This window comes from Stenotrophomonas sp. 05N37, from assembly GCF_056397365.1.
In genome coordinates this window covers 116,520-141,497 of sequence record NZ_JBFTNG010000004.1, presented here as the reverse complement: position 1 = coordinate 141,497, position 24,978 = coordinate 116,520, and the positions used below count along the sequence as shown (strand labels likewise).

Sequence of the window (24,978 nt, the reverse complement as noted above, 5' to 3'; positions counted from 1 at the left end):
TGGACAGAGCGCCGCAACAACAACGAGGGTTGCTGCGGCTTATTCGTCGGAGGTCTTGGTGCTTCCCATCAAGATGCCCTCAAGCCGGGTCAGCGGCGGACTGGATGCGCCAACGCGTAATCGATCGCCGCGCAGATCGCCGCCACCTGGGCGTCATTGCACTGCTGCGGGGTGGCGCGCGGGCTGTCCGGGTAGACCTCGGTGGTGGTGGTGTATTTCGCGCCGCTGACGCTGGCGCACAGGCCCAGCTTTTCCAGCGGATATTCGATCACGCCCGGGGCCACCACGGGCGAGCCGATGATCTCGCCCTTGTCGTCGGCCGGGGCGATATGGGTCACCCGCTCGACGGCCGCATTGACCGCGGTCTGGAACGCCGGCTGCGGGTTCTCGCTGTCATCCACGAGATAGAAACCATCCGGGATCAGGCCCGGCTCGAACGGCTTGCCATCGCGCGCGGCCAAGGCCGGGCGGAACTCGGTTTCATCGGTGTCCGTGGTTTCGTGCAGGTCGATATGCATCGCGATGCTGCCGCGCAACGGCGCGACGAGCGCGATCAGTGCGGCCGATTCGGCCGCCGGGCTGTCGGCCATGAAGGAGCGGTTCGGATCGATCGCCTCGGCGTTCCAGCGCTGGATGCGCTCGTAGCCCCACGGGCTGACGCAGGGCACCACCAGCAGATTGGCGCGCCCGGCGTACTCGGCCGCGCGGGTCTGCAGGAACTGCAACGCGCCCTGCACGCCGCTGGTTTCGTAACCGTGGATGCCCCCGGTGACCAGCATCGTCGGCAACGCCGGATTCCAGTCGCGGCTGCGCACGGCGAACAGCGGGTACTGGTCCGGGGCGTAGTCGAGCGTGCCGTACTGACTGACATCGAACGCGTCACGCAATGCCTCCACCACCGGCAGCACATCGTCGGCATAGCGCCGCTGGGGCAGCTGACGGGCACGCCACTGCGCCTTCTCCGCAGCGCCCCAGGGCTGGCCAGGGGTGCCGATGGGATAGAAGGGGGCGTCGTTCATGGCGTGCTCGTCTGTGTCGCGGTGTGGAAACGCGATTTTACCACTGCCGCACCGGGCGGCCCCGCTTACGCGTGGGCAAGCGCCGCGATTGCGTCATCGACAGGCTGGTCGCCTTCGGTCAGCTCGATGATCGTGCGCCGCACCTCCGGATGTTCCACCAGCGCGACCAGCGTGGCGGCGACATCCGCGCGTGGGATGTCGCCATAGGCGATCGCCGGCCCCGCGGTGACGCGCCCGGTGCCCGGTGCATCGCTCAAGGTGCCGGGGCGCAGGATCACCCAATCCAGATCGCTCGCGGCCAGATACACATCGGCGCGCTTCTTGACCGTCATGTAATTCTCGAAGCCCTCACCCATCGCCTTGTTGCGACCGGCTTCCGGGAACGCCGAGACCAGCAGGAAACGACGCACGCCTGCCTGCCGGGCGGCATCCACGGCCAGCGCCAGGCCACGGCCATCGATGGCGTTGGTCACCTCCACGCCCGCGCCGCCCGCACCGGCGGTGAAGACCACCACATCGCTGCCCGCCATGCAGCCGGCGAGCGTATCCACGTCGATGGCGGTGAGGTCACCGGAGACCGGCGTAGCCCCCAGTGCGCTGAGTTCATCGCCCTGCCCGGCACGACGATGCAGCGCGAGCACGCGATGCGCCCTGTCAGCCAGCTGCTTGACGAGATGACGGCCAACCTTGCCGGCGGCGCCGACGATGAAAACACTGCTCAAGACCATTCTCCTGTGTCGATCTGCCTGGGAGGGTACGCAGGCGGATGTGACACGGCCGTCCGCATCGCGCGCCGACGTTCAGCCGCCGCTGTACTGCGCGTCGCTGACCTGCTCCATCCACGTTACCGGCGAGCCGTCGACCGCTTCGGCGATCGCGATATGCGTCATCGCCGTAGTGGCCTGCGCGCCATGCCAGTGCTTGACGCCCGGCGGGATCCAGACGATGTCGCCCGGGCGGATCTCGCGCGCGGGCTTGCCCCACTCCTGCACGCTGCCCACGCCTGCGGTCACGATCAGGGTCTGGCCCAGCGGATGGGTATGCCATGCGGTGCGTGCGCCGGGCTCGAAGGTGACCGTGGCGCCGCCAACACGTGCGGGCGCATCGGCCTGGAACGGTGCATCCATGCGGACGCGACCGGTGAAGTAGTCCGCCGGACCGGCGGCAGAAGCAGTGGTGCCGGCGCCGGTGATGCGGATGGGGGCCGTCGCGGCGGGCCCGGTGGCGGCCATCGACAGCGACAGCGCTGCAGTGAACAGGTCCATGAAGCGATCTCCTGGGGGAGCGACGGATCACGCCGCGGGGAAGATCACTGTAGGCGTGCCCCGGGACGGGGACTACCCACCGCAACCGGGATGCAGCCATGACCATGGCTCATCAATGCAATCAGAACGCGGCTTGAACTCATCAGTCTGGGCCGCGCATCATGGGCGCGCATGACTGCCATGCGCCCTTGGCCCCGCCCCATGGCCCGCGAGAACTTCAACGATCTGCAGGTGTTCGTCACCGTCGCGCGCGAACGCAGCTTCACCCGCGCCGCCGCCCAACTGGGCGTCTCGCAGTCCGCGCTCAGCCATACCGTGCGCGGACTGGAGGAACGCCTGGGCGTCCGCCTGCTGACCCGGACCACGCGCAGCGTCTCGATGACCGAGGCCGGCGAGCGACTGTATGACACCGTCGCCCCGCGCATGCAGGAGATCGAGGCCGAGGTGGCGGCGATCAGCGAGTACCGCGACCGCCCGGCCGGCACCATCCGCATCACCACCGCCGAGCATGCGGCCAACACGATCGTCTGGCCGCGGCTGGCCGCGGTGCTGCCGGCCTACCCCGACCTGCATGTGGAACTCACCGTCGACTACGGCCTGGCCGACATCGTCGCCCAGCGCTACGACATCGGCATCCGCCTGGGCGGGCGCGTGGCCAAGGACATGATCGCCGTGCCGATCAGCCCGCCGCAGCGCATGGCGATCGTGGCCAGCCCGGGCTACTTCGCCACGCATACCGCGCCGCAGGTGCCAGCCGACCTGGCCGCCCACAACTGCATCGGCCTGCGCCTGCCCACCCATGGCGGGCTGATGGTCTGGGATCTGGAGAAGAACGGCGAGGAAGTGAACGTGCGCGTGGACGGCCAATGGACCTTCAACGGCAGCAGCGCGATTCGTCGCGCGGCGCTGGCCGGTGCCGGCCTGGCCTATCTGCCCGAGGACATGGTCCTCGATGACATCGCCGCCGGTGCCCTGCGGCGTGTCATGCAGGACTGGTGCGACCCCTTCGACGGGTACTACGCCTACTACCCCAGCCGCCGGCAATCCTCCAGCGCGATGAAGGTGGTGATCGAGGCATTGCGCGCGGACACGTAGAGCCGACCGTTGGTCGGCTATCGCGGTGCCCGATCCAGGGCAGCCGACCAACGGTCGGCTCTACCGATCCGGCGACGCCCTCACGGGCGCAGCAGCACCTCGCCGTTGCGGCCCGGCTCGAGGCTGGCCTTGGCGGCATCGGCCACCTCATCCCGTAGAGCCGACCGTTGGTCGGCTATCGCGGTGCCAGACCCAACGTAGAGCCGACCGTCGGTCGGCTATCGCGGTGCCCGATCCAAGGCAGCCGACCAACGGTCGGCTCTACCGATCCGGCGCCGCCCTCACGGGCGCAGCAGCACCTTGCCGTTGCGGCCCGGCTTGAGGCTGGCCTCGGCGGCATCGGCCACCTCATCCAGCAAATCCGAGCGTTGGTCTGCTATCGCCGTACCAGACCCGACGTAGAGCCGACCGTTGGTCGGCTATCGCGGTGCCCGACCCAACGTAGAGCCGACCGTTGGTCGGCTATCACGGTGCCCGGCCCAATGTAGAGCCGACCGTTGGTCGGCTATCGCGGTGCCCGATCCAAGGCAGCCGACCAACGGTCGGCTCTACCGATCCGGCGCCGCCCTCACGGACGCAGCAGCACCTTGCCGTTGCGGCCCGGCTCGAGGCTGGCCTTGGCGGCATCGGCCACCTCATCCAGCAAATCCGACCGTTGGTCTGCTATCGCCGTAACAGACCCAACGTAGAGCCGACCGTCGGTCGGCTATCGCGGTGCCCGATCCAGGGCAGCCGACCAACGGTCGGCTCTACCGATCCGGCGACGCCCTCACGGGCGCAGCAGCACTTTGCCGTTGCGGCCCGGCTCGAGGCTGGCCTTGGCGGCATCGGCCACCGCATCCAGCCCGAACACACCGTCCACCGGCAGGCTCAACCCACCGCGCGCGGCCAGTTGCAGCAGCTCACCGACCAGGCGGCGCTTGTCGTCCGGGGCCATGGCCTGGCTGACCTTGCTGCCCCAGAAGCCCTTCACAGTGGCCTGCTTGAAGATCACGTCGCCCGAGTTGAGCTGCATCGGCTCCCCGGTCATCGAGCCGAACGACACCAGCGTGCCCCCATCGCCCAGCAGGGTCATCAGTTCGCTGCTGGCGCGCCCGCCCACCGAGTCGACCGCCGCGGCGATCGATGCCTCGCCGACCGTGGCCTGCACCTGCGCCATCCAGTCCGACCTGGCGGTGGAAATCGTGTTTTCGATGCCCAGCGCGTCCATTTCCGCGACGCCGGCGTCGCGGCGCACGAGGTTGACGCAGTGCACGCCGCGCGCCTTGGACAGCATCGCAAGCGCCTTGCCGACCGCGCCGTTGGCGGCGTTCTGCAGGATCCACTGGCCCTCGCGTACCTGCAGGAACTCCAGCAGCATCAGCGCGCTGAGCGGCATCGCGATCAGCTGCGCCGCGGTTTCATCGTCGATCGCATCCGGCATCGGAATCACCATCTTCGCCGGTGCGATGAACTGCTCGGCCCAGGTGCCATGCACTGACGCGGCGCTGACCCGCTGGCCTACCGTCAGGCCTTGCACGCCCTCGCCCAGCGCATCGATCACGCCGGTCGCTTCACTGCCGGCAACGGCCGGCAGCGTGGGCGTGTAACCGTACTTGCCGCGGACGGTCCACAGGTCATGGTTGTGGATGGGGGCCAGCACGGTGCGGATACGCACCTCGCCCGCGGCCGGTTGCGGGGCGGGCACCTCGCCTCCGTGCAGCACGACGGTGGGATCGCCAAAGGTGTCATGCAATGCAGCGCGCATGGAATTCTCCTGTTGCCAGTTCAATGGGGGATTGCCGGGCAGCGCCCGGCCTTGCAGGGGCACGCGCGGTGCCCGGAAACGCGTAGGACCTCAACGCCGATGGCGGTGCGCGGCCACGACCGCTACGGTCGGATGACGCCACGCCCGCGTGCGCAGCAGCAACGTCTGCAGCACCAGCAGCGCGGCAATCGCCAGCGCCAGCACCGACACCGTATCGGCACCCGGCAGGCGCCAGCCCGACTGCTTCACGTACACACCGACCAGTGCCCACACCACGGCGGCCGGGTAGGCAAAATGCCCACGCAGGCGCTGGTTCATCGCCCAGGCCAGCAGCGTGGCCAGGGCCAGCAGCACCACGCTCCAGCCGAACATGTCGGCGGTGGGCAGCCACTGATAGGCCACGATCACCTGGGCCGTGTTGAGGAAGGCGGCCATCGTCAGCCAGCCGGCGTGCAGGGCCAGTGGATACGCCGCCCAGGCGCGCTGGCCGCCGGTCGCGTCGATGGGCGCGGCGCGCACGGCTGCCATCAGCAGGCACACCAGCGCGGCCCAGATGATCGCCAGCGCGGGCAGGAACCACTGGCTGGAAAACACCGGCATCCACGCGGCCGTCAGCGCGAAGCCCGCTGCCGCCCAGCCACGCACCCCGGGCAGGTCCGGGCGGCGGCGACGCAGTTGCCACAGCCCGAAGATCACGTCCCACAGGAAGATCACGCCCCAGATCGCAAACGCGTACCCCGCGGCCACCAGCAAGGTGGGATAGCGGTCGGAAATCGCGCCATTGGTCGGGCCGAATGCGCCGGATTGCGAGAACCACGACACCACCGGCATGGCCAATGCGGCCAACAACACGATCCAACGCATGCATCCACTCCAACTCAAAGAGCGGTGACGATACGCGGTTCAGGGTTAAGGCGTTGGGAGGCCGCAGATTGCAAAGCCTTGATAACATAGCCTCTGCTATATTGCGGCCGTGGACATCCAACGCCGCCCCGACACCTCCCCCGCCTGGCCGTCCCCGGACAGCCACAGCCCCAGCCTGGGTGAGATGAACGCCAGCGTTGCCGTGCCCACCGGCGGCCATTGGTGGTTCCGCTTGTTGGCCTTCCTTGGCCCCGGCTACATGATCTCCGTCGGCTACATGGACCCCGGCAACTGGGCCACCGACATCGCCGGCGGTGCACAGTTCGGTTACCTGCTGCTCTCGGTGATCCTGCTCTCCAACCTGATGGCGATCGTGCTGCAGGGGCTGTCGGCGCGGCTGGGCATCGCGACCGGGCGCGATCTGGCCCAAGCGTGCCGCGACCACTATTCGCGGCCGGTCAATCTGGGCCTGTGGCTGCTGTGCGAGATCGCGATCATTGCCTGCGACCTGGCCGAAGTGATCGGCACGGCGATCGCCTTGAAGCTGCTGTTCGGCATCCCGCTGCTGGCTGGCGCGATCATCACCGCCGTGGACGTGGTGCTGGTGCTGCTGCTGATGAACCGTGGCTTCCGCGCACTCGAAGCGTTCGTGATCGCGCTGCTGCTGGTGATCTTCGGCTGCTTTGCGATCCAGATCTTCATCGCCGCGCCGCCGCTGCAGGCGGTGCTGGCCGGGTTCGTTCCGCACGCGCAGGTGGTGACCGATCCCAAGGCGCTGTACCTGGCGATCGGCATCATCGGCGCCACCGTGATGCCGCACAATCTGTACCTGCATTCGTCCATCGTGCAGACCCGTGCCTACCCGCGCACGGATGCCGGTCGCCGCAGTGCGCTGCGCTGGGCGGTGACCGACAGCACCATCGCCCTGATGCTGGCGTTGTTCATCAACGCATCCATCCTGATCCTGGCCGCGGCGGTGTTCCATGCGCATGGCCGGACCGACGTGCAGGAGATCGAGCAGGCCTACGAGCTGCTCGCGCCGATGCTGGGGGTCGGGCTGGCCTCGACGTTGTTCGCGGTCGCCCTGCTCGCCTCGGGCATCAACTCCACCGTGACCGCGACACTGGCCGGCCAGATCGTGATGGAAGGTTTCCTGCGGCTGCGGATCGCGCCGTGGGCGCGGCGCCTGATCACCCGCGGCATCGCGATCGTGCCGGTGGTGGTGGTCACGGCCATCTATGGCGAGCAAGGCACCGCACGCCTGCTGGTGCTGAGCCAGGTGCTGCTCTCGATGCAGCTGCCGTTCGCCGTGGTGCCGCTGGTACGGTTCGTATCGGACAAGGCCAGGATGGGCGCGCTGGTGGCGCCACGCTGGCTGATCGTGCTGTCCTGGCTGATCGGCGGGCTGATCATCGTGTTGAACCTGAAGCTGCTGGTGGATGTGGGCCGGGGCTGAGCGGCGTGGCCCGGCGCATCAAGGCACGGAAACGCGGGCACGCCAGGTGACTGCTCGCGCGGCAGGCGGCGGCATGGCGCAGGCCGTCGCGCATCGCGGTCATCCGGGCGATGCCCTGGTCGAGCGCATCGGCCCGGGCCGCCAAGCGTGCGCGGTCGATGCGGGTGCCACCGTCAGCGCTGAGCATCGCGCCAATCTCTTCCAGCGAGAGTCCCGCCGCCCTGCCCAGCGCGACCAGGGCCAGGCGCTCCATCACCTCCTCGGCAAACACGCGACGCAGCCCGCGCCGGCCCACCGAGCGGATCAGGCCCTTTTCCTCGTAATACCGCAGGGCCGATGGGGCCAGCCCCGCCCGTCGCGCCACCTCGCCGATATCCAGTTCCTGCATCCGCTTGACCTCAAGCCCACTTGAAGTGCCACAGTGCGACCTTCCCATCCCACTCGCAAGCCCGGACCGAGCCACGCAATGACCGATACCACGCAGCACGCGTTATGGAATGGCCCGGCCGGTGAGGCATGGGTGGAAGCGCAGCGCATTCTCGACCAGATGTTCGCGCCGCTGGCCAGCCACCTGCTCGACAGCCTCGCGCCGGGCGCCGACGCGCAGGTGCTGGACGTGGGCTGCGGCACCGGCGCGGTGGCATTGGGAATTGCCGCCAGCCTGGGTCCGGAAGCACGCGTCGCCGGGGCCGACATCTCCGCGCCGATGATCGCCTTGGCGCGCGAGCGCGCGCAGCGCGCCGGGCTGGCGGTGGACTTCCTCGTCGCCGACGCGCAGCGGCACGCGTTCGCCCCGGGGCGCCTGGACCGGATCGTGTCGCGCTTCGGCGTGATGTTCTTCGATGACCCGGTACAGGCGTTCGGCCAGCTACGGCGCGCCGCCAGGCGCGGCGCGGTGCTGCAGGCGCTGGCCTGGCGCGGGGCCGAGGAAAATGCCTTCATGACCACCGCCGAGCGCGCCGCGTTGCCCTGGCTGGCGTTGCCACCGCGCCAGCCCGGCGCACCGGGTCAGTTTGCGTTTGCCGATCAGGCCCGGGTCGAGCAGATCCTGGGCGACGCCGGCTGGGAGGATGTCGAGCTGCTGCCGCTGGATGCCGTGTGCCGCATCGACCGTGCGGATCTCGCCACGTACGTCTCGTTGCTGGGACCGGTGGGAAGCGCACTGCGCAACGGCGCCCTTGCTGCGCACATCCGAACGCAGGTGCTCGACGCGGTGCTGCGTGCGTTCGAGCCGTTCCTGGACGGCGATTGCGTGACGTTCACTGCCGCCTGCTGGGACGTGCGGGCCCTGGCAAGGTGAGCGACGGTGGAATCAGCGCCGGACCGTCAGCGTGCCGATCCGCTGCAGCGCCGACGAGGTCGGCGCGAGCAGGCACATGGCAGCGCATTCCCCCGGGCCGTGGCCGTCGGCCGGGTCAGCCGCCGGTCACCGCCAGGCGTCGCCGCAGCGAGTCAACGATGGCCTGCTCGCTCATGGCGTAGCCATAGACGTCCTGCAGTTGCCCGTCGGCACCGAGCAGGAACCACGACGCCGTGTGCTCGAAGGTTGCCAGGTCGCCTTCGCCGACGCGCCGATAGCTCACGCCCAGGCTCTCGGCGATGGCGCGGGTACCGGCCTCGTCGCCGGCCAGGCCCAGGAACGTCGTATCGAAGGCGGCCAGATACGCACGCAGGTGCGCCGGCGTATCGCGCTGCGGGTCGACGGTGACGAAGGCCACCTGCAGGTGTTCCGCCGCAGGGCCCAGCCGCCGCTTGATCTGCACCGCCTTGACCAGGCTCAGCGGGCACACCTCGGGGCAATGGGTGAAGCCGAAGAACAGCAGCGTCGGCTTGCCTTGCAGGTCACGGATTGCAAGCGTGCGCCCGTCGCTGCTCGCAAGCCTGACCGTCCCGAGGGCCGCCTGGCCCATCACCGGCGCCGCGCCATCGGCGCAACCGGCCAGCAGCGCCGCCGTCACGATGCCCGCGGCCAGCCAGCGCCTCACTTCGCCGCTCCGTGCGGCACCAGCCCATCACGCACGCTGAAGTCCACCCCCTGCGGTGCGCTGCGGGCGAACTGGAGCGTGACCCGCACCGCCTGCCCCGCCGACAACGGCCGGCGCGGCTTGAGCAGCATCAGGTGGTAGCCCCCGGGCTGCAGCGCGACGCTCTGGCGCTCCGGCAAGGCCAGGCCGTCGGGCAGCGCCTGCATGCGCATCACGTCACCGTCCATGCGCATGGCATGGATCTGTACCTCGGCAAACGCCGGGGACGCCGCCGACAGCAGCCGGTCCTCAGCGCCGCCGTTATGCAGATGCACATACCCGGCGGCCACATTCGCCGCTGGCGGTGGCAGGCGGACCCAGGGATCGCTGACCGACACCGTTGGCGTGGTGGGGGCCTGCGCGGCCGCAGCCACCGCCGGCATCACCGGGGAGGACAGCAGCAGCCCGGCCAGCAGGAATGCGCGGGATGAACGGCTCATGGCGTGCCCGACATCTGCATCGGCATCATGTTGAGGTTGGCGTTATGCATCACCCACAGCGATCCGGCCACCACGATGGCGATCAGGAACGCCGTGCACAGGAAGATGCCGGTGTTCTCGCGCTGGCTGCGCCCTGCCCCGATGTGCAGGAACAGCACCAGCTGCGCCACCAGCTGCACCACGCACAGCACCACGATGGCGGTCAGCCGCAGCGGCTGCGGGAGCAGATCGGTCATGACCACGCCGAACGAGGCGCCGGTCAGGGCCAGGCACAGCAGCAGGCCGAGGAGGTAGCCCTTCAGCGTGGCGTGGCCGCCACCGTGATCGGCATCAGGCGCGTTCGCGCTCATACAAACTCCCGCAGGTAGACGAAGGTGAACACACAGATCCAGATCAGGTCCAGGAAGTGCCAGAACAGGCTCAGGCACGCCAGGCGGCGGCGCACGATCCCGTCCAGGCCGAAGGTCAGCACCTGGTGGATCATGATGGCCAGCCACAGCAGGCCGAAGGTGACGTGCAGCCCGTGGGTGGCCACCAGCGTGAAGTACGCCGAGAGGTAGGCGCTCACATCCGGTGTGGCGCCTTCATGGATCAGCTCGGCGAACTCGTACAGCTCCATGCCGATGAAGACCGCACCGAGCACGCCGGTCACGGCCAGCCAGCCCACCACCCGGTTGCGCCTGCCCGCCTGCATGCCGAGCATCGCCAGGCCGAAGGTGAAGCTGCTGAGCAGCAGCACCACCGTTTCGGAGAGCACGAAGCCGAGCTTGAACAGTTCCTTGCCGCTGGGGCCGTCGGCCGTCCCGTTGAGCAGCACGCCGAAGGTGGCGAACAGCACCGCGAAGATCAGGCAGTCGCCCATCAGGTACATCCAGAACCCGACGACGGTCTTGTTGCCCTCGTCGTGGTGCTCGTGGGCAGGGTCGTGGTGACCGGCCGCGAGCTGTGCGTGCTGCGTGGCAGCGGTCAGGGTATCGCCGCTCATGCCTTGGCTCCTTCCAGCTTCGCGAAGTAGGCGTCTTCGATGCGCTTCACCTCGGCGGCGGGCACGTAGTAGTCCACGTCACGGTCATACGAGCGCAGTACGAAGGTGGCGATCGCGCCTACGAGGCCAATCGCGGCCAGCAGCCACATATGCCAGACCAGGGCGAAGCACAGCACCAGGCTGAACGCGGAGATCACCACGCCGGCGGCGGTGTTGCGCGGCATGTGGATGTCCTCGTAACTGTCCCGGCGCTGCCAGGCACGGCCGTGCTGTTTGTCGTCCCAGTGCTGTTCCAGCGAGGTGATCGCGGGCAATGTGGCGAAGTTGTAGAACGGCGGCGGCGACGCGGTGGCCCACTCCAGGCTGCGCGCGTTCCACGGGTCGCCGGTGAGGTCCAGGTTGGCCTTGCGGTCGCGCACGCTCACATAGAACTGGATGAACATCGCGGCGATGCCGGCGGCGATCACCAGTGCGCCGATGGCGGCCACGATCAACCACGGCTGCCAACCCTCCACCGCGTAATGGTTCATGCGCCGGGTCATGCCCTTGAAGCCCAGCACGTACAGCGGCATGAAGGCCAGGTAGAAGCCGACCAGCCAGCACCAGAACGAGACCTTGCCCCAGCGCTCGTTGAGGGTGAAACCGAACGCCTTCGGGAACCAGAAGGTGATGCCGGCCAGACAGCCGAACACCACCCCGCCGATGATCACGTTATGGAAGTGCGCGATCAGGAACAGGCTGTTATGCAGCACGAAGTCCGCCCCCGGGATCGCCAGCATCACGCCGGTCATGCCGCCGATGGCGAAGGTGACCATGAAGCCGATCGTCCACATCGTCGAGGAGTGGTAGCGGATGCGGCCGCGGTACATGGTGAACAGCCAGTTGAACAGCTTCACCCCGGTCGGGATGGAGATGATCGAGGTCATGATGCCGAAGAAGGCATTCACGTTCGCGCCGGAGCCCATGGTGAAGAAGTGGTGCAGCCAGACGAAGAACGACAGCACGCCGATCGAGCAGGTGGCGTAGACCATCGAACGGTAGCCGAACAGCGGCTTGCCCGAGAACGTGGCGATGATCTCCGAGAACGCGCCGAAGCACGGCAGGATCAGCACGTAGACTTCCGGGTGGCCCCAGATCCAGATCAGGTTGACGTACATCATGGCGTTGCCGCCGGCGTCATTGGTGAAGAAGTGCATGCCGAAATAGCGGTCCATGCTCAACAGGACGAGGGTGGCGGTCAGCACCGGGAAGATCGCCACGATCAGGATGTTGGTGATCAGCGCCGTCCAGGTGAACACCGGCATCTTCATCAGGTCCATGCCCGGCGCACGCATCTTGAGGATGGTGACGATGAAGTTGAGGCCGGTCAGCGTGGTGCCGATGCCGGAAACCTGCAGCGACCAAATGTAGTAGTCCACGCCCACCGTCGGGCTGTACTGGATGCCCGACAGCGGCGGATAGGCCACCCAGCCGGTGGCGGCGAAATCGCCGACGAACATCGACAGCATCACCAGTACCGCGCCTACCGCCGACAGCCAGAAGCTGAGCGAGTTGACGAATGGGAACGCCACGTCGCGCGCGCCGATCTGCAGCGGCACCACGATGTTCATCAGCCCCACGATAAGCGGGGTCGCCACGAAGAAGATCATGATCACCCCGTGCGCGGTGAAGATCTGGTCGTAGTGTTCCGGCGGCAGGTAGCCGGCGGCATCGTTGGCCGCGATGGCCTGCTGGGCGCGCATCATCAGCGCATCGGCGAAGCCGCGCACCAGCATGACCAGCGCCAGCAGGATGTACATCACGCCGATCTTCTTGTGGTCCACCGAGGTGATCCACTCGGTCCACAGGTAGCCCCACTTCTTGAAGTAGGTGATCGCCGCGATGATCGCCACGCCCAGCAGCAGCGACCCGGCCAGCGCCGACATGATGATCGGGTCGTGGTAGGGAATCGCTTCGAGGTTCAACTTTCCAAGCACAATCAGTTCTCCGCGGTACGGCTGGCGGCAGGCGCGGCCAGGCTCACGAGTTGGGTTTTCGCCCCGGGCGCTTCGCCCGGCAGGCAGATCTCGTCATCGGGCATGCCGCCGTGGCGGCGCACGATGCTGTCGAACAACCCGCTATCCACCGCACTGAAACGAAGCAGCGGCGAGCCGTGGGTAGGCGTCTCCAGTTCGGCCAGGCGGGTGGCGCCGAGGTGGTCGCCACTGCTGCGGGCCTGCGCCAGCCAGCTGGCGAAATCGGCGTCGGTGACTACCCGTGCCGGGAACTTCATGTCCGAGAAGCCGGCGCCGCTGTAGGCCGAGGACATCCCGGCATAGGTGCCCGGGGTGTGCCCGATCAGGTGCAGGCGGGTCTGCATGCCGGCCATGGTGTAGACCATGCTGCCCAGCTGCGGTACGAAGAAGGCGTTCATCATCGACTCGGAGGTCAGCTTGAACGCCACCGGCGTATCCACTGGCATCACCAGCTCGTTGACCGTGGCCACGTTGTGGTCGGGGTAGATGAACAGCCACTTCCAGTTCAACGCCACCACTTCAACGCGCAGCGGCGCCTTGTCCGATGCGATCGGCCTGTACGGGTCCAACGCGTGGGTGCTCTTCCAGATCAGTACCGCCAGCACCACGATGATCAGGCACGGGATGGTCCAGATCACCACCTCGATGGCGGTGGAATGCGACCAGTCCGGCGCGTAGGTCGCCGTGGTGTTGCCCTCGCGGTAGCGCCAGGCGAAGTACAGCGTGAGCAGGATCACCGGGATCACCACCAGCAGCATCAGCCCGGTGCAGACCAGGATCAGCTGCATCTCCTGCTCGGCGATGCTGCCCATGGGGTTGAACAGTTCCAGCGAACTGCACCCGGTGAGCAGCGGCAGCAGCGCTGCCGTGCCCAACCAGCGTGCGGCGCGGGCCCTACCGGCCAGCGTGGTGCGGCGAGCGTGTTGTGTAGCGGGGTTCATGCGGGTCGGCCCTTCCAACGCAGTGCCGGGCCCTGTGGCCCGGATCATGAGAAGTGGCGAACACCCCCCTGCATGACCGATATGCATGGGGGGTGCCCGCCGCAGCCGCGTACGTTAGGCAACGACATGATCCCTACATGATGCGACACACTGTCGCAGCCGCCGACCGGTGCGGGCGTAAGATGCGCCGATGCAGTGGAACACCCTCATCGCCGATGGCCACGGGCCGATCTACCTGCGTATCGTGCAGGCGCTGGAACGCGCGGTCTGGTCCGGTACGCTGCGCCCCGGCGCCCGCCTGCCCGCCCAGCGCGCCCTCGCCACCGCGCTGGGCGTGGACCTGACCACCGTCACCCGTGCGTTCACCGAAGCACGCAAGCGTGGGCTGGTCGACGCACGCGGCCCCCTGGGCTCGTTCATTGCCCCGCCCACAGTGGCGCTGGACCAGGTGGTGGACCTGAGCATGAACCTGCCGCCGCCCCCGCCCGGTGGCGAGGTGGCCGACATGCTGCGGCGTGGCCTGTCCACGGTGCTCACGCGCAGCGACGCCGGCAACCTGATGACCTACCACGTCGGCGGCGGCAGCCGCGCCGATCATCTGGCCGCGCAGCAGTGGCTCAAGCCGATGTTGGGCAAGGTGGACAGCGATCGGCTGGTGGTGACCGAAGGCGCACAGGCCGCGCTGTCGGCGCTGCTGCTGGCGCTCACCGATGCCGGCGACACGATCCTGTGCGAACCGCTGGTTTATCCCGGCCTGCTGCATGCGGCGCGGGTCCTGCAACGCACGCTGCAGGTGGTGGCGTGCGACGAGCACGGCATGCGCCCGGATGCACTCCGCCGGCAGGCACGCGCGAGCGGGGCGAAGGTGGTGTACCTCAATCCGACCGCGCAGAACCCCACCGCCCATACCGTGCCCGACGCGCGCCGGGCGCAGCTGGCCGAGGTCCTGCGCGCACAGGACCTCCGCCTCATCGAAGACGATCCGTATTGGCTGCTGGTCGACGATGCCCCTGCCCCGCTCGCCCGGCTGGCGCCGCAGCACACGTGCTACATCGCCACGTTGTCCAAGTGCCTGAGCCCGGGCCTGCACACGGCGTTCGTCCACCTGCCCGACGGCGTGTCACGCCAGGGCATGCTGGACGCGCTGCGCGCGGTCAACCTGATGGCGCCGCCGTTGATGAATGCCCTGGTCACCCAGTTGATCCTGGATGGCTCGGCCACCGCGCTGCTCACACGGGTGCAGAACGAAGCGGCCGAGCGCCGCTACCTGGCACAGTCGGCGCTGTCGCCGACGCTGCTGCAGCACTGCGCCGGCGTGCACGCATGGTGCCGCGTGCCGCCACAGTGGACCGCCGCCAGCCTCACCCATGCGGCGCGTCTGCAGGGATTGGGCATCGCCTCGTCGTCGGCGTTCACCCCGGACGGGGTCGCCATCCAGGACGCGGTGCGGATCTCGCTGGGGGCGGCCGCGAGCCGGCAGGAACTGCACCGGGCGCTGCGCCAGCTGGACCAGTTGATGCATGTGGACGCCGGCCAGGGCGGCTGGACGGTCTAGGCCGGCGCTGTCAGTCGGTTACGGGTGCGACGCGAGATCGTCTCGGTCGGCTGTAACGCCTGCCCGGATTGCCCACGTACTGGTCCATGGAGCGCCGACCGTCCGCGGTCTCCACCGTCACCTGGAAATGCGGTCCTGCCACTCTGTCGGTACCGAAACGTGCGGAGAGAACCCGGATCTGGCCGATGTCCAGACCGTGCTGCGACGCCAGCGCGGGCAGTCGCTGTGCGAACTGGCCGACGGCTTGTTTAACCTCGGCCGAGGCCGGGCTGCCCGCGGTCTCCCCTGTCAGGAAATTGACCACGATTTCGCCCTCGCGGGACGCTGCGGCCTCCGCAAAGATATCCAGCGTGTAAAAGCCGATCATGAAGCACAGGCCGCTGGCCAGCGAGTCGGCCACGTTATGGCCGAAGGCAGTGAGCTCACCCAGTTTCATCGTCAGCCCTGCGCAACAGATCGTGCAGGTCGATGCCGTTCGGGTTCAGCAGCGTCCGTTCACGGCCCGTGTGGAACAACTCGAACCTGCCCTTCTCATCATCAACCACGCGCGCACCGTCCAGCACTGCCAGCATGCCGAACAAGGTCGTTGCAGTGGCCTCGGCCACCACGCTGCGCACCTGCGCCTGGTCCTGTGCCGACAAGCCGTTGTACCACGCGGAGCGTTCGCGACGCGCCTGCGGCGGTCGTCTTCCCGGTGGCGATTGCAGGACACTGATCGTCGCGTCCGTCGCCGCATCCTGCACGTACGCTTCCAGCGCGGCGACAAACTGCTGGCTGTTCATTGCGCGGCCTGATCCGCATCGGCGCGCAGGCGCTGCTCGCGCAACCGATGAACCCGTGCCTGGTCGGCCTTGTCGGCCCGGAACCTGAAGAAAAAGAACGCGGCCAGCGCGCCCACCAGCAGGGCCGGCGTCAGCGTGTACCCCAGCGCATAGCCGAAAGCGGCCGGTGGCAGGTCCGCGCGCACCGCGTTTACCACCATGTAGACGGCGAAGCCGAGGGTGAGCAGCAGATGGATCGCCGCACCATTGACGGTCAGCCTGCCGCGGATCGCGTTGACGGCCTTTGCCAGGCCCATGCACAGCAGAAACACCACGAAGAAACCGAGAATCGCCATCCCACGCCCCCTTGGCGCAGCGCGCCTGTTCCCCGCCGGTCCGCGCTGCGGCCCCGACCTGGACATTCCCTTTCCATTGCCGTCCGCACGGGGCGATACCGGCTCCCTGCCGCACCGGATCCGATGGCGGCGAGAGCCGACTCTACAGGCGCTGCCGCCACGCCGACAAGGCCGGCGGCGAAACTCCCATCAATTCACTAGGAAAAAGAAGGCCGACAGCAGCCGCTTGGGCCATCACTCCCCTTCACTTTGGCGGAACGCAACAATCGATGTGGTGCGGGCCCAACAGAATTCAGCAGCTGGCCGGCAGTGGCCACGCCGGCAGATGAGGCAGCCGAATAAGCTGGCGCATCAGGAGCGCACGAGAATGTCGTAGGGCGCGCTGGTCCAGCAGCATGACGACGGATGGGGAGTGGCAGGATGGGTCAAGCTGTGCCGGGACAGCACTTCGCATGGGAGGCTGCGCGCTCGATTCCCGAACCATGACTATCTTGCCTTCCTGAATCTCCATCCTTATAGAATGCTCCGGCGCGGCGACAGCCAGGCAGCCAGACAGCCAGCGACCAATGAACAGCAGAGGCGGATTGCCCTGCATGCTCGACGTGTGGAGATGGAGTGACATCGTCTGTTGCCGCTGTTGCACCACCCACGCTCGTATGGACACTAACAGGGGACATCCAGTGGTAACGAAAAAAATCTCAACGCAAGCGGACCAGCCAGTTCTCCTGCGCCCTGAGAATGCGAACAAGAAGTACGAGGCGCTCTTTCTCGAGATTGACTCTGGCCAGATCAAGCTCCCCATGTTCCAGCGGGATTTCGTCTGGGACAAAGAGCAGAGTGCCAAGCTGATCGATAGCATTCTCAAGGGCTACCCGATCGGAACCTTCATCCTCTGGAAGACACGGGAGGCACTCGGAACCGTCAAGGATATTGGCAATCACCGCCTTCCCGACACGCCAAAGGGTGACTACGCGCAGTACATCCTCGACGGTCAACAGCGGATAACGTCCTTATATGCCATTCGCAAAGGCATACGCCTCACCAAGGACAACAAGGAAGTCAATTACAAGGATATTTACGTCAATCTTGACTATGACCCCTCGATCGACGAACAAATCGTTACCAGCCAGCAGCAAGATGGCAAGGTGTACGTGTCAGTACATGCCATGCTGACCTCCGACGCGCTTGATTTCGTTGAAACGATTGGCAGAGAGCGTGCCAAGAAGTTCCAGGCGTACAAGACCAACCTGACCACATACGATTTCGCGACGATCACGATCAAGGACTACCCTATTGAGGTTGCATGCGACGTTTTCTCACGCATCAATACGGGCGGGAAGCCGTTGACGCTGTTCGAAATCATGGTTGCCATGACCTACGATGACGCAAAGAATTTCGATCTCGCGCAGAAGTATGACGAACTTGTCAATGGTAGTGATGAGGTAAGCAAGAGTCTTGCCAAGGCCCAATTTGAGACAGTGCCTGCTGCCACGGTGCTCCAAGCAGTTGCCGCCATTGCCCTGGGCAGTGTCCGTGCCAAAGACATCCTAAAGATCCGGAGAGAGAAATTCATCGCGAATTGGGATCCGATGGCGTCGTCCATGTTTACCGCCGTCGACTTCATCCGTACGTCATTGCACGTACCAGTCTCTCTGCTCCTCCCATACGCCTCGCTCCTAGTACCGTTTACATACTTTTTCTACAAGAATGGAAACAAGAAGCCGACCGAGAAGCAAACGAAGCTTCTAAGGCAGTTCTTCTATTGGGTCGGCCTGAACAGCCGATACAGTGGGTCCACCGAGACGAAGATCGATGATGATCTGAAGAAGATGGGGCAGATACTCAAGGCGCAAACGCCAAAGTATCCGTCGGACGAGCTGATCGTCTCGGCGGAGGACATTGCCGAGACCTGGTTCTCTGCCGGAAATTCGTATGTGAAAGCCATTCTCTGCCTTTTTGCATCGCAGAAGCCCAGGAACCTGGATAACGACAGCGATGTGATTCTCGACAACACCAACCTCAAAATCGCGTCGAGTCGCAACTACCATCACTTCTTTCCAAAGGCGTATGTCAGCAAGCGCTTCAAGGACTATGAGTCGAATCTCATCGCCAACATCACGCTTATTGATGCCACTTCAAACAATAAGATCCGCGCGAAGGCGCCCAGCTTCTACGTGAAGGAGTTCAAGGGTGCCAATTCTAAGCTGGCGAGCTCCTTGAAGACCCATTTCATCGGGAGCGCCAAGGATTTTGGAATTGTTGACGACGACTATGGGCGATTCTTGGCCAAGCGCTCCGCGGCCATTGCTGCCGCACTTCAAGTCGCTCTGAACCCTGACGTCTAGCAGAGCGAGGTATGCGGGTCCAAGGTGGCGGAGAGCGCGTGGTGCATGCCCTCTTTCCACCTCCACCCGCCCCTTCATCGCGGGAACGACGCCAGCAGTGCCTCGTTGCTGGTCACGAATTCCGGCGGCGCCAACGCCAGTTCCGCATCGTGCACCTCACCGCCGGCAAGGAAGGTGGCGATGGCGGCGGCGATCGCCGGGTTGCCCAGCCACATTTCGTTGTCATGGCTGGCCCCGCGAACCAGCAGCGCGGTGCTGTGACTGAATCCCGGCCGCAGCGCCTCGGCATTGGCCGGCGGGGTGCGTCCATCCAGCGTGCCGCTGATGAACAGCACCGGCACATCGCTGCGCAGCGGAGCACGGAAGCCCTCGCCGAGGTCGGCCAGGCCCAGCCCATCGGCCAGGGCCGGGAACGGGAAGTTCAAGGCATCGCCGAACAGGCTGCGGCGCGCCTGCTGCTCGACCAGGGCGCGGCGCTGCGGGCTCTGCCCGGACGCCACGTCCATCGCCAGCGGCATCGCCGCGAATGCACCCAGCTCGCCGCGCAGGAAGAGCACGATGTCGGCCAACGGACGGTAGTCGCCCCGTTCGGCCTGGCGCAGGGCGAACGGGATCCACTGCTGGGTGGTGCGACGGCCCAGCATCGCCGCCAGCGCGAGCTGCAGGTCGTACGCGCCCAGGGTCACCTGCCTGTCCGGTTTCACCAGGCTGCGCGCCTGTTGTGGCTGCCCGCGCAGCGTGGCCAGCACGCGGCGTGCCGCGCCGGTGAGGTCATCGAACCCGGCCCCTGCCGCGAGCACGCCCAGCTGCACGAACAACGCGTCGGCCGCCATCGGGGGCTTCAACGTGTCGTCCGGCCCTTCGCTGCCCATCAGCACCACCCGCTCCAGGCCTGCCCCGTGCAGGCGCACCGTGGCCAGCGCCAGATGGGTGCCATAGCTCATCCCCCACAGGCTGAGCGTGCGCACACCCAACGCTCGGCGCAGGTCATCGATATCGCCCGCGCTTTCCGCCGTGGTGTAAGCGCCCAGGTCGACGCCGGCGTGTTTCCAGTACGCGACGCAACGGGCGGCCGTGTCGCGCAGGGCCGCCAGCGTGGCCTCGCGCTGGATCGGCTGCGCATCCTCGAAGGTGTGCGAATGCGGGCACGCCGGCGGCGGCTCGGACTGGCCGGCGCCGCGCTGATCAAGCAGCAGCACGTCGGTCTCGCGCCGGACCTGGTCGAACACCGGCCAACGCGGCCCGCGTGCGGTGCCGATGCCCGAACCGCCGGGCCCGCCGGCCAGGTACACCACCGGTGCGGCGCGGCCGTCGCCACCGGTGGCGCGCAGCCGAACCACCCGCAGGCGCATGCGTGGTCCGTCCGGCTGCGCGTGCCGGCGTGGCACCTCCAGATAGGCCGCCTCGGCCGCGATCGTGCCGTGCGCCTGCGTCTCCAAGGCATACGGTTCAAATACCAGCGGCGCCGCGCCCTCGCCTGCCAGAGCCGGTGCCGCGGCGGCGAACGCCACGTACGCGGCGACCAGCCCGGCCTGCAGACGCGGGTGGACGACATGTGTCTTCAACAGGGATGGAAGGGTCATGGCAGGCTCCAGGGATGGCAGGGGGTCGGACCGGCCGAGGTGGGCCGGTGCCTCCAGCATCACTGCCGCCGCTGCGCGGATGTCACGCCGGCCTGCCGAACAGCTCCCAGCGGGGGACCACTGTCTCCACGCAGCCGATAGGATGGGCGCATGCACATCCTCCGCACCCTGACCGCCTTCGCCGTGTTGCTTGTCGCGGTCGCCGCGTGGCTGTGGGCGGTGGCACCGCCGACGGGAACGATCTACCTGGCCGCCACGGACATGGCCCCTGCCACGATCGGCGACGGCGTCCCCGCGACGCCACCGCGCGACATCGCCTGGCAAGCGCTGGATCAACGCGCCCTCGCGGGTTGGCGGGGGCCGTACTGGCTGCGCTGGCAACTGCCGGCAGCCTCGGCGGCGCGCACTGGCGACGTGGCCGTGCGGCTGTCGCTGCGCGCCGCCAGCCAGCCTTACTGGCATGGACAACCGCTGCCTCCCAACGGCGTGGTGGGGCGCACCGCCGCGCAGGAACGACCCGGCCAGATCGACGTCCTGCGCATGTTGCCAGCCGTGGCCGGCACGGCCGACGATGCGTTGGTCGTGCTTGCGTCCAGCCAGCACCAGTGGCCGCGCCTGGCCAGCGCCGATGCGGTCCTTGCGGTGGGGCCCATCGCGTCGATCTACGGGTACCGGCTGACGCCGTGGCTGATCGCCGCGTTCGCGGGTGGCGCGCTCGGCGCGGCCTGCCTGTATTTCCTGGCCGCCCAGCGTGGCCGGGCACCGGTGCCCGGCGCGCGCCTGTTGCTGGCCCTGGGGGCGGTGGGCCTGGCGCTGCCGGTACTGGAAGGCTGGCGCCCCCTGCTCGGCTATGCCTACCCGTGGCACGGCCCGCGCCTGCTGGCATTGCAGGCCCTGCATCTTGCCGCGGCGGTGCTGTTGCCAGCGTACCTCGCGCGCCGCTTTGGCGTGGCGCTGCCGGCGAGCGTGCGCATCGGCTATCTGGCCGCACTAGTCGTCGTGATTGCCTGGGTGCCCGGGTTCGACAACCGCGGGGCCGCGCTGTTGCTGTTGAGCCTGCTCGGTTCGGTCGCACTGCTGCTGCGTGCACGCGGCGAGCGCGAGGAACGCTGGCCGATCCTGGCGCTGGTCGCCGCCGGCGCGCTGGCCATTCCGCTGCTCGGCGGCGTCTTCCTGGATGGCCCCTACTTTCTGTTCCTGGCGGTGCTGATGGGGTTCCTGCTGGTGCGCCACGCCGCCCAACTGCGCGCCCTGGACCAGCACAACGCGCTGCTGCGCGAGGAGCGCGCGCGCCTCGCGCTGCAACTGCTGCAACGGGGCATCCAGCCGCACTGGCTGATGAACACCCTCACCTGCCTGCAGGAATTGATCGAGCAGGCACCGTTGCGGGCCAGCCGCCTGGTCGAGGCGCTGGCCGAGCAGTTCGATCGCCTGCGCGACAGCAGCAGCCAGTCGAGCGTCACGCTGGAGGACGAACTGGCCCTGTGCCGCAACCACCTGGACATCGTCGGCATGGCCATGGAGCAACACATCGGCTTCGAGGTCGAGGCCGACCCTGCCGGTCTGTGGCTGCCACCGGGCGTGCTGCATGCGCAGGTGGAGAACGCACTCACCCACGCCGGCGCCCCGGCCTGTGCGCAGCATCCCTTCCGCCTGCGCGTGCAGCGGCACGGTCCTTGCTGGGTGCTGGAACTGCGTAGCGCGCAGGGCGTGGCCGCGCATCGTGGGCGTGGCACGGGGACGGCCTACATCGAAGCCAGCCTGGCGGCGGCGTGGCCGGGCCGCTGGCGGTTCGTGCAGGGGCCCGATGGCGCGGACTGGTGCAGCCGGATGGAGCTGCCATGCGCATCCTGATCGTCGAGGACGAACTGCTCGTGCGCCAGCGCCTGCTCCGTCTGTGCAGCGAGCTGGCCGGCAGCCGGGCCCGCTTCGATGCGGTGGCCGACCTGGAGAACGCGGGCGACCGGCTCCAGCGCAATGTCTACGACGGCCTGCTGCTGGACCTCAACCTGGGTGGGGAAGACGGCTTCGAGCTGCTGCGCCGCGCCGTTGCGGGGCGCTACCACTGCGTGGTGGTGTCGGCCCATCGCGACCGTGCGCTGCAGGCGTTCGAGCACGGCGTGCTGGATTTCGTGCCCAAGCCCTTCTCACGCGAGCGCCTGCAGGCCGCGTTGGCGCGACTGCTGGAGGTGGGGCACGTGCGCGCGGGTGCGGCGCGCTACCTCGGCATCTGGCGCGCGCAGGGCACGGCGGTGGTGGAGCTGGCCGACGTGCAGTGGATCCGCGCCGACGGCGACTACAGCGAACTGCACCTGCGCGATGGCCGCTGCGAACTGCACGACAAGTCGCTGGCCAGCCTCGGCGCGGTGCTGCCGCCGGACTTCGTGCGCTGCCACCGCTCCCACCTGGTCAACCTGCGCCACGTTCGCAGCCTGCATGCCGCGACCGGCAGCCGCTACTGGCTGCTGCTCAACGACGGCACCGAGCTGGCCGTCGGCCGCGCGCACCTGGCGGGGCTGCGCGACGCGCTGGCGCTGGGCTGAGCGCGCTCAGCCGCCCGTGGTTGCGGCCTTGGCCTTCTTCCACGCGGCCTCGAACTCGCTCGCGGTGATGCCATCGTCCGAATCCAGGTCGAACCAGGACAGCGGCTGGTCGGCCAGCAGGAAGCGTGCATCGCTCTGGCCGGTCTTGTCGGCCCAGGTGGTGAGGCTGCGGTACATCTCCACCTGCCGCACGATCACCTCGCCCACCGCTTCGATGTAGACGTTGCCCTGGCCCAGGTCGGACTCCGCCCAGTGCTTGAAATACTGCTTTTTCGGGGTGCTCATCGAGAAGGTCCGGCGGTGGCGCAAAAAGGGGGGCGAATATACCTCAGCGCCGCCGTGACGTCGCCCGCGGCTGCAGGGCGTCCAGCGCCCCCGCGTTGCGCCGCGCCCAGTCGTAGATCAGCTCGATCGGCTCCACCAGCTGCACGCCAAGGGGCGTCAACGCGTATTCCACCGACGGCGGTACGGTCGGGTATTCGGTCCGCAGCACGATGCCCGCGCCCTCCATCTCGCGCAGGGTCTGGACCAGCATCTTCTTCGAAATGGCCGGCAGGCTGCGGTGCAAGGCGTTGCTGCGCGCGCTGCCGCCGTGGCGAACCGCCAGGGTGTGCAGCACCATCGACGTCCACTTGGTGCTGAACAGCTCCAGCACCCGCCGCGGCGCGCAGTCTTCGCGCCATTCATCTTCCGGACTGCCGGTTTTCATCGCCTGGTTACCATTTGGTGCCTTCTTTCAAGGCGTACGCACCTATCCTACTGTGTGCGCCTGATTTCAGATGCAAAGGCGGCAGCGTGGCGAACAAGGCACTGGTAGTGGGCGCAACCGGCATCGTCGGCAGCGCATTGGTCCGGCAGTTGCAGGACGCGGGCTGGGAGGTGCATGGGCTGGCGCGCAATGCCGGTCTCCTGCCGCGCGGGGTGGGCGCGGTCGCGGCGGACCTGCGCGACGCGCCGGCCACGGCGGCGGCCCTGGCCGGGCTGGCGCCCACCCATGTGTTCATCACCACCTGGTCGCGGCAGGCCAACGAGGCCGAGAACATCCGGGTCAACGCGGCCATGGTGCGGCACCTGCTCGACGCCGTGCGCCCGGCCGGCTCGGTGCGCCACGTGGCGCTGGTGACCGGCCTGAAGCACTACCTCGGGCCCTTCGAGGCGTATGCACAGGGTGCGTTGCCGCAGACGCCTTTCCGGGAGGAACAGCCGCGCCTGGCGGTGGACAACTTCTACTATGCGCAGGAAGACGAGGTATTCGCCGCGGCCGCGCGCGACGGCTTCCATTGGAGCGTGCACCGCCCGCACACGGTGATCGGCGCGGCGGTCGGCAATGCGATGAACATGGGGACGACGCTGGCGGTGTACGCCTCGCTGTGCAAGCGCAGCGGCCGCCCGTTCCAGTTCCCCGGTTCGTCCGCGCAATGGAACGGGCTGACCGACATGACCGACGCCGGCGTGCTGGCCCGGCACCTGCTGTGGGCCACGCAGACGCCGGCCGCGGCCGACCAGGCCTTCAACGTGGTCAACGGCGACGTGTTTCGCTGGTCGTGGATGTGGGGCCGCATCGCCGACTGGTTCGGCCTGGAACCGGCGCCGTTCGCGGGCGAGCCGCGGCCGCTGGAAGCGCAGATGGCCGACGACGCCGGCGCGTGGTCGGCCCTGGCCGCCGAGCACGGCCTGGCCGAGACGGACATCCATCGGCTGGTGTCGCCCTGGCATACCGACGCCGACCTGGGCCGGCCGCTGGAAGTCCTTACCGACATGTCCAAGAGCCGGCGCATGGGCTTCCTCGACTACCAGCCCAGCGACGATGCGTTCTTCGCGCTGTTCGCACAGCTTCGCGCGCAGCGCCTGATTCCCTGAGGCGTTGGTTGCCCATCACCGGCAGCGCGGCTTCCCGCCCAGGTTACCTTCGACACTGTGGCGGCCCGGCCGCCACCGGCTAGGCTGCGGCCATCGCCCCCAGGGGCATGCCGCGAAGCCGCTC

Annotated in this window: 26 protein-coding genes; 8 read left to right on the top strand and 18 right to left on the bottom strand. The window is 67.6% G+C overall.

What is annotated here, in order from left to right; all coding sequences use genetic code 11:
- Positions 1-89: 89 nt before the first annotated feature.
- From AC1DGC_RS13475 to AC1DGC_RS13465, 3 genes are all read right to left on the bottom strand, one after another.
- Entirely contained in the window at positions 90-1,019 is a 930-nt protein-coding gene (locus tag AC1DGC_RS13475) for a M14 family metallopeptidase (protein ID WP_449334361.1), read from the bottom strand.
- 65 nt (positions 1,020-1,084) lie between these two features.
- Positions 1,085-1,747, bottom strand: a complete 663-nt coding sequence (locus AC1DGC_RS13470; RefSeq protein ID WP_478048078.1) for an SDR family oxidoreductase — start codon at positions 1,745-1,747, stop codon at positions 1,085-1,087.
- A 72-nt stretch (positions 1,748-1,819) separates the two neighbouring features.
- A complete protein-coding gene (locus AC1DGC_RS13465; RefSeq protein WP_478048077.1) occupies positions 1,820-2,284 on the bottom strand; it encodes a (R)-mandelonitrile lyase in 465 nt (154 codons plus the stop codon).
- A 201-nt stretch (positions 2,285-2,485) separates the two neighbouring features.
- Between AC1DGC_RS13465 and AC1DGC_RS13460 the strand changes: the two genes are divergently transcribed.
- Positions 2,486-3,379 carry a LysR family transcriptional regulator gene (locus tag AC1DGC_RS13460; protein ID WP_449334462.1) on the top strand — a complete coding sequence of 298 codons (894 nt, stop codon included), beginning with the start codon at positions 2,486-2,488 and terminating at the stop codon, positions 3,377-3,379.
- Between the two features lie 769 nt (positions 3,380-4,148).
- Here AC1DGC_RS13460 and AC1DGC_RS13455 read toward each other — a convergent pair.
- Complete coding sequence (locus AC1DGC_RS13455; protein WP_478048076.1) at positions 4,149-5,126, bottom strand: zinc-binding dehydrogenase; 978 nt, start codon at positions 5,124-5,126, stop codon at positions 4,149-4,151.
- Between the two features lie 90 nt (positions 5,127-5,216).
- The gene (locus AC1DGC_RS13450; protein ID WP_478048075.1) at positions 5,217-5,990 is read right to left on the bottom strand and encodes a hypothetical protein; all 774 of its coding nucleotides are present in this window, start codon (positions 5,988-5,990) and stop codon (positions 5,217-5,219) included.
- Positions 5,991-6,174: 184 nt separating this feature from the next.
- Between AC1DGC_RS13450 and AC1DGC_RS13445 the strand changes: the two genes are divergently transcribed.
- Positions 6,175-7,446: an Nramp family divalent metal transporter gene (locus AC1DGC_RS13445; RefSeq protein WP_478048191.1), complete on the top strand. Its 1,272-nt coding sequence runs from the start codon at positions 6,175-6,177 to the stop codon at positions 7,444-7,446.
- On the opposite strand, the gene AC1DGC_RS13440 is transcribed toward AC1DGC_RS13445, so the two are convergent.
- Positions 7,400-7,834, bottom strand: a complete 435-nt coding sequence (locus AC1DGC_RS13440; protein WP_394162136.1) for a MerR family transcriptional regulator — start codon at positions 7,832-7,834, stop codon at positions 7,400-7,402. The genes AC1DGC_RS13445 and AC1DGC_RS13440 overlap by 47 nt on opposite strands.
- 78 nt (positions 7,835-7,912) lie before the next feature.
- On the opposite strand from AC1DGC_RS13440, the gene AC1DGC_RS13435 reads away from it, so the two are divergent.
- On the top strand, positions 7,913-8,746 hold the full coding sequence (locus tag AC1DGC_RS13435) for a class I SAM-dependent methyltransferase (RefSeq protein WP_478048074.1): 834 nt from the start codon (positions 7,913-7,915) through the stop codon (positions 8,744-8,746).
- A gap of 115 nt (positions 8,747-8,861) precedes the next feature.
- Here AC1DGC_RS13435 and AC1DGC_RS13430 read toward each other — a convergent pair whose 3' ends face one another.
- Genes AC1DGC_RS13430 through cyoA form a run of 6 tightly spaced genes read right to left on the bottom strand, consistent with a single transcriptional unit; the run spans position 8,862 to position 13,815 of the window.
- Positions 8,862-9,431: an SCO family protein gene (locus AC1DGC_RS13430; protein ID WP_478048073.1), complete on the bottom strand. Its 570-nt coding sequence runs from the start codon at positions 9,429-9,431 to the stop codon at positions 8,862-8,864.
- Positions 9,428-9,910 (bottom strand): copper chaperone PCu(A)C, encoded by a 483-nt coding sequence (locus tag AC1DGC_RS13425; protein ID WP_478048072.1) that lies wholly within the window; start codon positions 9,908-9,910, stop codon positions 9,428-9,430. The genes AC1DGC_RS13430 and AC1DGC_RS13425 overlap by 4 nt, the downstream gene beginning before the upstream one ends.
- Positions 9,907-10,260 (bottom strand): cytochrome o ubiquinol oxidase subunit IV, encoded by a 354-nt coding sequence (gene cyoD / locus AC1DGC_RS13420; RefSeq protein ID WP_394162144.1) that lies wholly within the window; start codon positions 10,258-10,260, stop codon positions 9,907-9,909. Before cyoD ends, AC1DGC_RS13425 begins: the two co-directional genes overlap by 4 nt.
- Positions 10,257-10,895, bottom strand: a complete 639-nt coding sequence (gene cyoC / locus AC1DGC_RS13415) for a cytochrome o ubiquinol oxidase subunit III (RefSeq protein ID WP_259202811.1) — start codon at positions 10,893-10,895, stop codon at positions 10,257-10,259. Before cyoC ends, cyoD begins: the two co-directional genes overlap by 4 nt.
- Positions 10,892-12,871 (bottom strand): cytochrome o ubiquinol oxidase subunit I, encoded by a 1,980-nt coding sequence (gene cyoB / locus AC1DGC_RS13410; RefSeq protein ID WP_449334371.1) that lies wholly within the window; start codon positions 12,869-12,871, stop codon positions 10,892-10,894. The genes cyoC and cyoB overlap by 4 nt, the downstream gene beginning before the upstream one ends.
- Before the next feature lie 2 nt (positions 12,872-12,873).
- Positions 12,874-13,815, bottom strand: coding sequence for a ubiquinol oxidase subunit II (gene cyoA / locus AC1DGC_RS13405; protein WP_478048190.1), 942 nt, complete (start codon positions 13,813-13,815; stop codon positions 12,874-12,876).
- A gap of 226 nt (positions 13,816-14,041) precedes the next feature.
- On the opposite strand from cyoA, the gene AC1DGC_RS13400 reads away from it, so the two are divergent.
- Positions 14,042-15,406, top strand: coding sequence for an aminotransferase-like domain-containing protein (locus tag AC1DGC_RS13400; RefSeq protein WP_478048071.1), 1,365 nt, complete (start codon positions 14,042-14,044; stop codon positions 15,404-15,406).
- Positions 15,407-15,416: 10 nt separating this feature from the next.
- Here AC1DGC_RS13400 and AC1DGC_RS13395 read toward each other — a convergent pair whose 3' ends face one another.
- Genes AC1DGC_RS13395 through AC1DGC_RS13385 form a run of 3 tightly spaced genes read right to left on the bottom strand, consistent with a single transcriptional unit; the run spans position 15,417 to position 16,523 of the window.
- Positions 15,417-15,842: a hypothetical protein gene (locus tag AC1DGC_RS13395; RefSeq protein WP_478048070.1), complete on the bottom strand. Its 426-nt coding sequence runs from the start codon at positions 15,840-15,842 to the stop codon at positions 15,417-15,419.
- Positions 15,829-16,188, bottom strand: a complete 360-nt coding sequence (locus AC1DGC_RS13390) for a hypothetical protein (RefSeq protein WP_449334374.1) — start codon at positions 16,186-16,188, stop codon at positions 15,829-15,831. Before AC1DGC_RS13390 ends, AC1DGC_RS13395 begins: the two co-directional genes overlap by 14 nt.
- A complete protein-coding gene (locus AC1DGC_RS13385; protein ID WP_449334375.1) occupies positions 16,185-16,523 on the bottom strand; it encodes a hypothetical protein in 339 nt (112 codons plus the stop codon). The genes AC1DGC_RS13390 and AC1DGC_RS13385 overlap by 4 nt, the downstream gene beginning before the upstream one ends.
- A 593-nt stretch (positions 16,524-17,116) precedes the next feature.
- On the opposite strand from AC1DGC_RS13385, the gene AC1DGC_RS13380 reads away from it, so the two are divergent.
- Positions 17,117-18,868, top strand: coding sequence for a GmrSD restriction endonuclease domain-containing protein (locus AC1DGC_RS13380; protein WP_478048069.1), 1,752 nt, complete (start codon positions 17,117-17,119; stop codon positions 18,866-18,868).
- 74 nt (positions 18,869-18,942) lie between these two features.
- Here the strand turns inward: AC1DGC_RS13380 and AC1DGC_RS13375 are convergent, their stop codons facing one another.
- Entirely contained in the window at positions 18,943-20,451 is a 1,509-nt protein-coding gene (locus AC1DGC_RS13375; protein ID WP_394162158.1) for an alpha/beta fold hydrolase, read from the bottom strand.
- Between the two features lie 150 nt (positions 20,452-20,601).
- Between AC1DGC_RS13375 and AC1DGC_RS13370 the strand changes: the two genes are divergently transcribed.
- Together AC1DGC_RS13370 and AC1DGC_RS13365 are read left to right on the top strand one after the other, a co-directional pair.
- The gene (locus AC1DGC_RS13370) at positions 20,602-22,305 is read left to right on the top strand and encodes a histidine kinase (RefSeq protein ID WP_478048068.1); all 1,704 of its coding nucleotides are present in this window, start codon (positions 20,602-20,604) and stop codon (positions 22,303-22,305) included.
- Entirely contained in the window at positions 22,293-22,994 is a 702-nt protein-coding gene (locus tag AC1DGC_RS13365; RefSeq protein WP_478048067.1) for a LytTR family transcriptional regulator DNA-binding domain-containing protein, read from the top strand. Before AC1DGC_RS13370 ends, AC1DGC_RS13365 begins: the two co-directional genes overlap by 13 nt.
- Positions 22,995-23,000: 6 nt before the next feature.
- Here AC1DGC_RS13365 and AC1DGC_RS13360 read toward each other — a convergent pair whose 3' ends face one another.
- Complete coding sequence (locus tag AC1DGC_RS13360) at positions 23,001-23,279, bottom strand: hypothetical protein (RefSeq protein WP_259202821.1); 279 nt, start codon at positions 23,277-23,279, stop codon at positions 23,001-23,003.
- 43 nt (positions 23,280-23,322) lie between these two features.
- On the bottom strand, positions 23,323-23,703 hold the full coding sequence (locus tag AC1DGC_RS13355) for a winged helix-turn-helix transcriptional regulator (RefSeq protein ID WP_478048066.1): 381 nt from the start codon (positions 23,701-23,703) through the stop codon (positions 23,323-23,325).
- Between the two features lie 86 nt (positions 23,704-23,789).
- On the opposite strand from AC1DGC_RS13355, the gene AC1DGC_RS13350 reads away from it, so the two are divergent.
- On the top strand, positions 23,790-24,854 hold the full coding sequence (locus AC1DGC_RS13350; RefSeq protein WP_478048065.1) for an SDR family oxidoreductase: 1,065 nt from the start codon (positions 23,790-23,792) through the stop codon (positions 24,852-24,854).
- Positions 24,855-24,978: the final 124 nt, after the last annotated feature.

Excerpts from the sequence above, each read along its gene's own strand:
- AC1DGC_RS13475 (WP_449334361.1), bottom strand. The coding sequence starts at position 1,019 with ATGAACGACGCCCCCTTCTATCCCATCGGCACCCCTGGCCAGCCCTGG.
- AC1DGC_RS13470 (WP_478048078.1), bottom strand. The coding sequence starts at position 1,747 with ATGGTCTTGAGCAGTGTTTTCATCGTCGGCGCCGCCGGCAAGGTTGGC.
- AC1DGC_RS13465 (WP_478048077.1), bottom strand. The coding sequence starts at position 2,284 with ATGGACCTGTTCACTGCAGCGCTGTCGCTGTCGATGGCCGCCACCGGG.
- AC1DGC_RS13460 (WP_449334462.1), top strand. The coding sequence starts at position 2,486 with ATGGCCCGCGAGAACTTCAACGATCTGCAGGTGTTCGTCACCGTCGCG.
- AC1DGC_RS13455 (WP_478048076.1), bottom strand. The coding sequence starts at position 5,126 with ATGCGCGCTGCATTGCATGACACCTTTGGCGATCCCACCGTCGTGCTG.
- AC1DGC_RS13450 (WP_478048075.1), bottom strand. The coding sequence starts at position 5,990 with ATGCGTTGGATCGTGTTGTTGGCCGCATTGGCCATGCCGGTGGTGTCG.
- AC1DGC_RS13445 (WP_478048191.1), top strand. The coding sequence starts at position 6,175 with ATGAACGCCAGCGTTGCCGTGCCCACCGGCGGCCATTGGTGGTTCCGC.
- AC1DGC_RS13440 (WP_394162136.1), bottom strand. The coding sequence starts at position 7,834 with ATGCAGGAACTGGATATCGGCGAGGTGGCGCGACGGGCGGGGCTGGCC.
- AC1DGC_RS13435 (WP_478048074.1), top strand. The coding sequence starts at position 7,913 with ATGACCGATACCACGCAGCACGCGTTATGGAATGGCCCGGCCGGTGAG.
- AC1DGC_RS13425 (WP_478048072.1), bottom strand. The coding sequence starts at position 9,910 with ATGAGCCGTTCATCCCGCGCATTCCTGCTGGCCGGGCTGCTGCTGTCC.
- cyoD (WP_394162144.1), bottom strand. The coding sequence starts at position 10,260 with ATGAGCGCGAACGCGCCTGATGCCGATCACGGTGGCGGCCACGCCACG.
- cyoC (WP_259202811.1), bottom strand. The coding sequence starts at position 10,895 with ATGAGCGGCGATACCCTGACCGCTGCCACGCAGCACGCACAGCTCGCG.
- AC1DGC_RS13400 (WP_478048071.1), top strand. The coding sequence starts at position 14,042 with ATGCAGTGGAACACCCTCATCGCCGATGGCCACGGGCCGATCTACCTG.
- AC1DGC_RS13395 (WP_478048070.1), bottom strand. The coding sequence starts at position 15,842 with ATGAAACTGGGTGAGCTCACTGCCTTCGGCCATAACGTGGCCGACTCG.
- AC1DGC_RS13390 (WP_449334374.1), bottom strand. The coding sequence starts at position 16,188 with ATGAACAGCCAGCAGTTTGTCGCCGCGCTGGAAGCGTACGTGCAGGAT.
- AC1DGC_RS13385 (WP_449334375.1), bottom strand. The coding sequence starts at position 16,523 with ATGGCGATTCTCGGTTTCTTCGTGGTGTTTCTGCTGTGCATGGGCCTG.
- AC1DGC_RS13380 (WP_478048069.1), top strand. The coding sequence starts at position 17,117 with ATGCTCGACGTGTGGAGATGGAGTGACATCGTCTGTTGCCGCTGTTGC.
- AC1DGC_RS13375 (WP_394162158.1), bottom strand. The coding sequence starts at position 20,451 with ATGACCCTTCCATCCCTGTTGAAGACACATGTCGTCCACCCGCGTCTG.
- AC1DGC_RS13370 (WP_478048068.1), top strand. The coding sequence starts at position 20,602 with ATGCACATCCTCCGCACCCTGACCGCCTTCGCCGTGTTGCTTGTCGCG.
- AC1DGC_RS13365 (WP_478048067.1), top strand. The coding sequence starts at position 22,293 with ATGCGCATCCTGATCGTCGAGGACGAACTGCTCGTGCGCCAGCGCCTG.
- AC1DGC_RS13360 (WP_259202821.1), bottom strand. The coding sequence starts at position 23,279 with ATGAGCACCCCGAAAAAGCAGTATTTCAAGCACTGGGCGGAGTCCGAC.
- AC1DGC_RS13355 (WP_478048066.1), bottom strand. The coding sequence starts at position 23,703 with ATGAAAACCGGCAGTCCGGAAGATGAATGGCGCGAAGACTGCGCGCCG.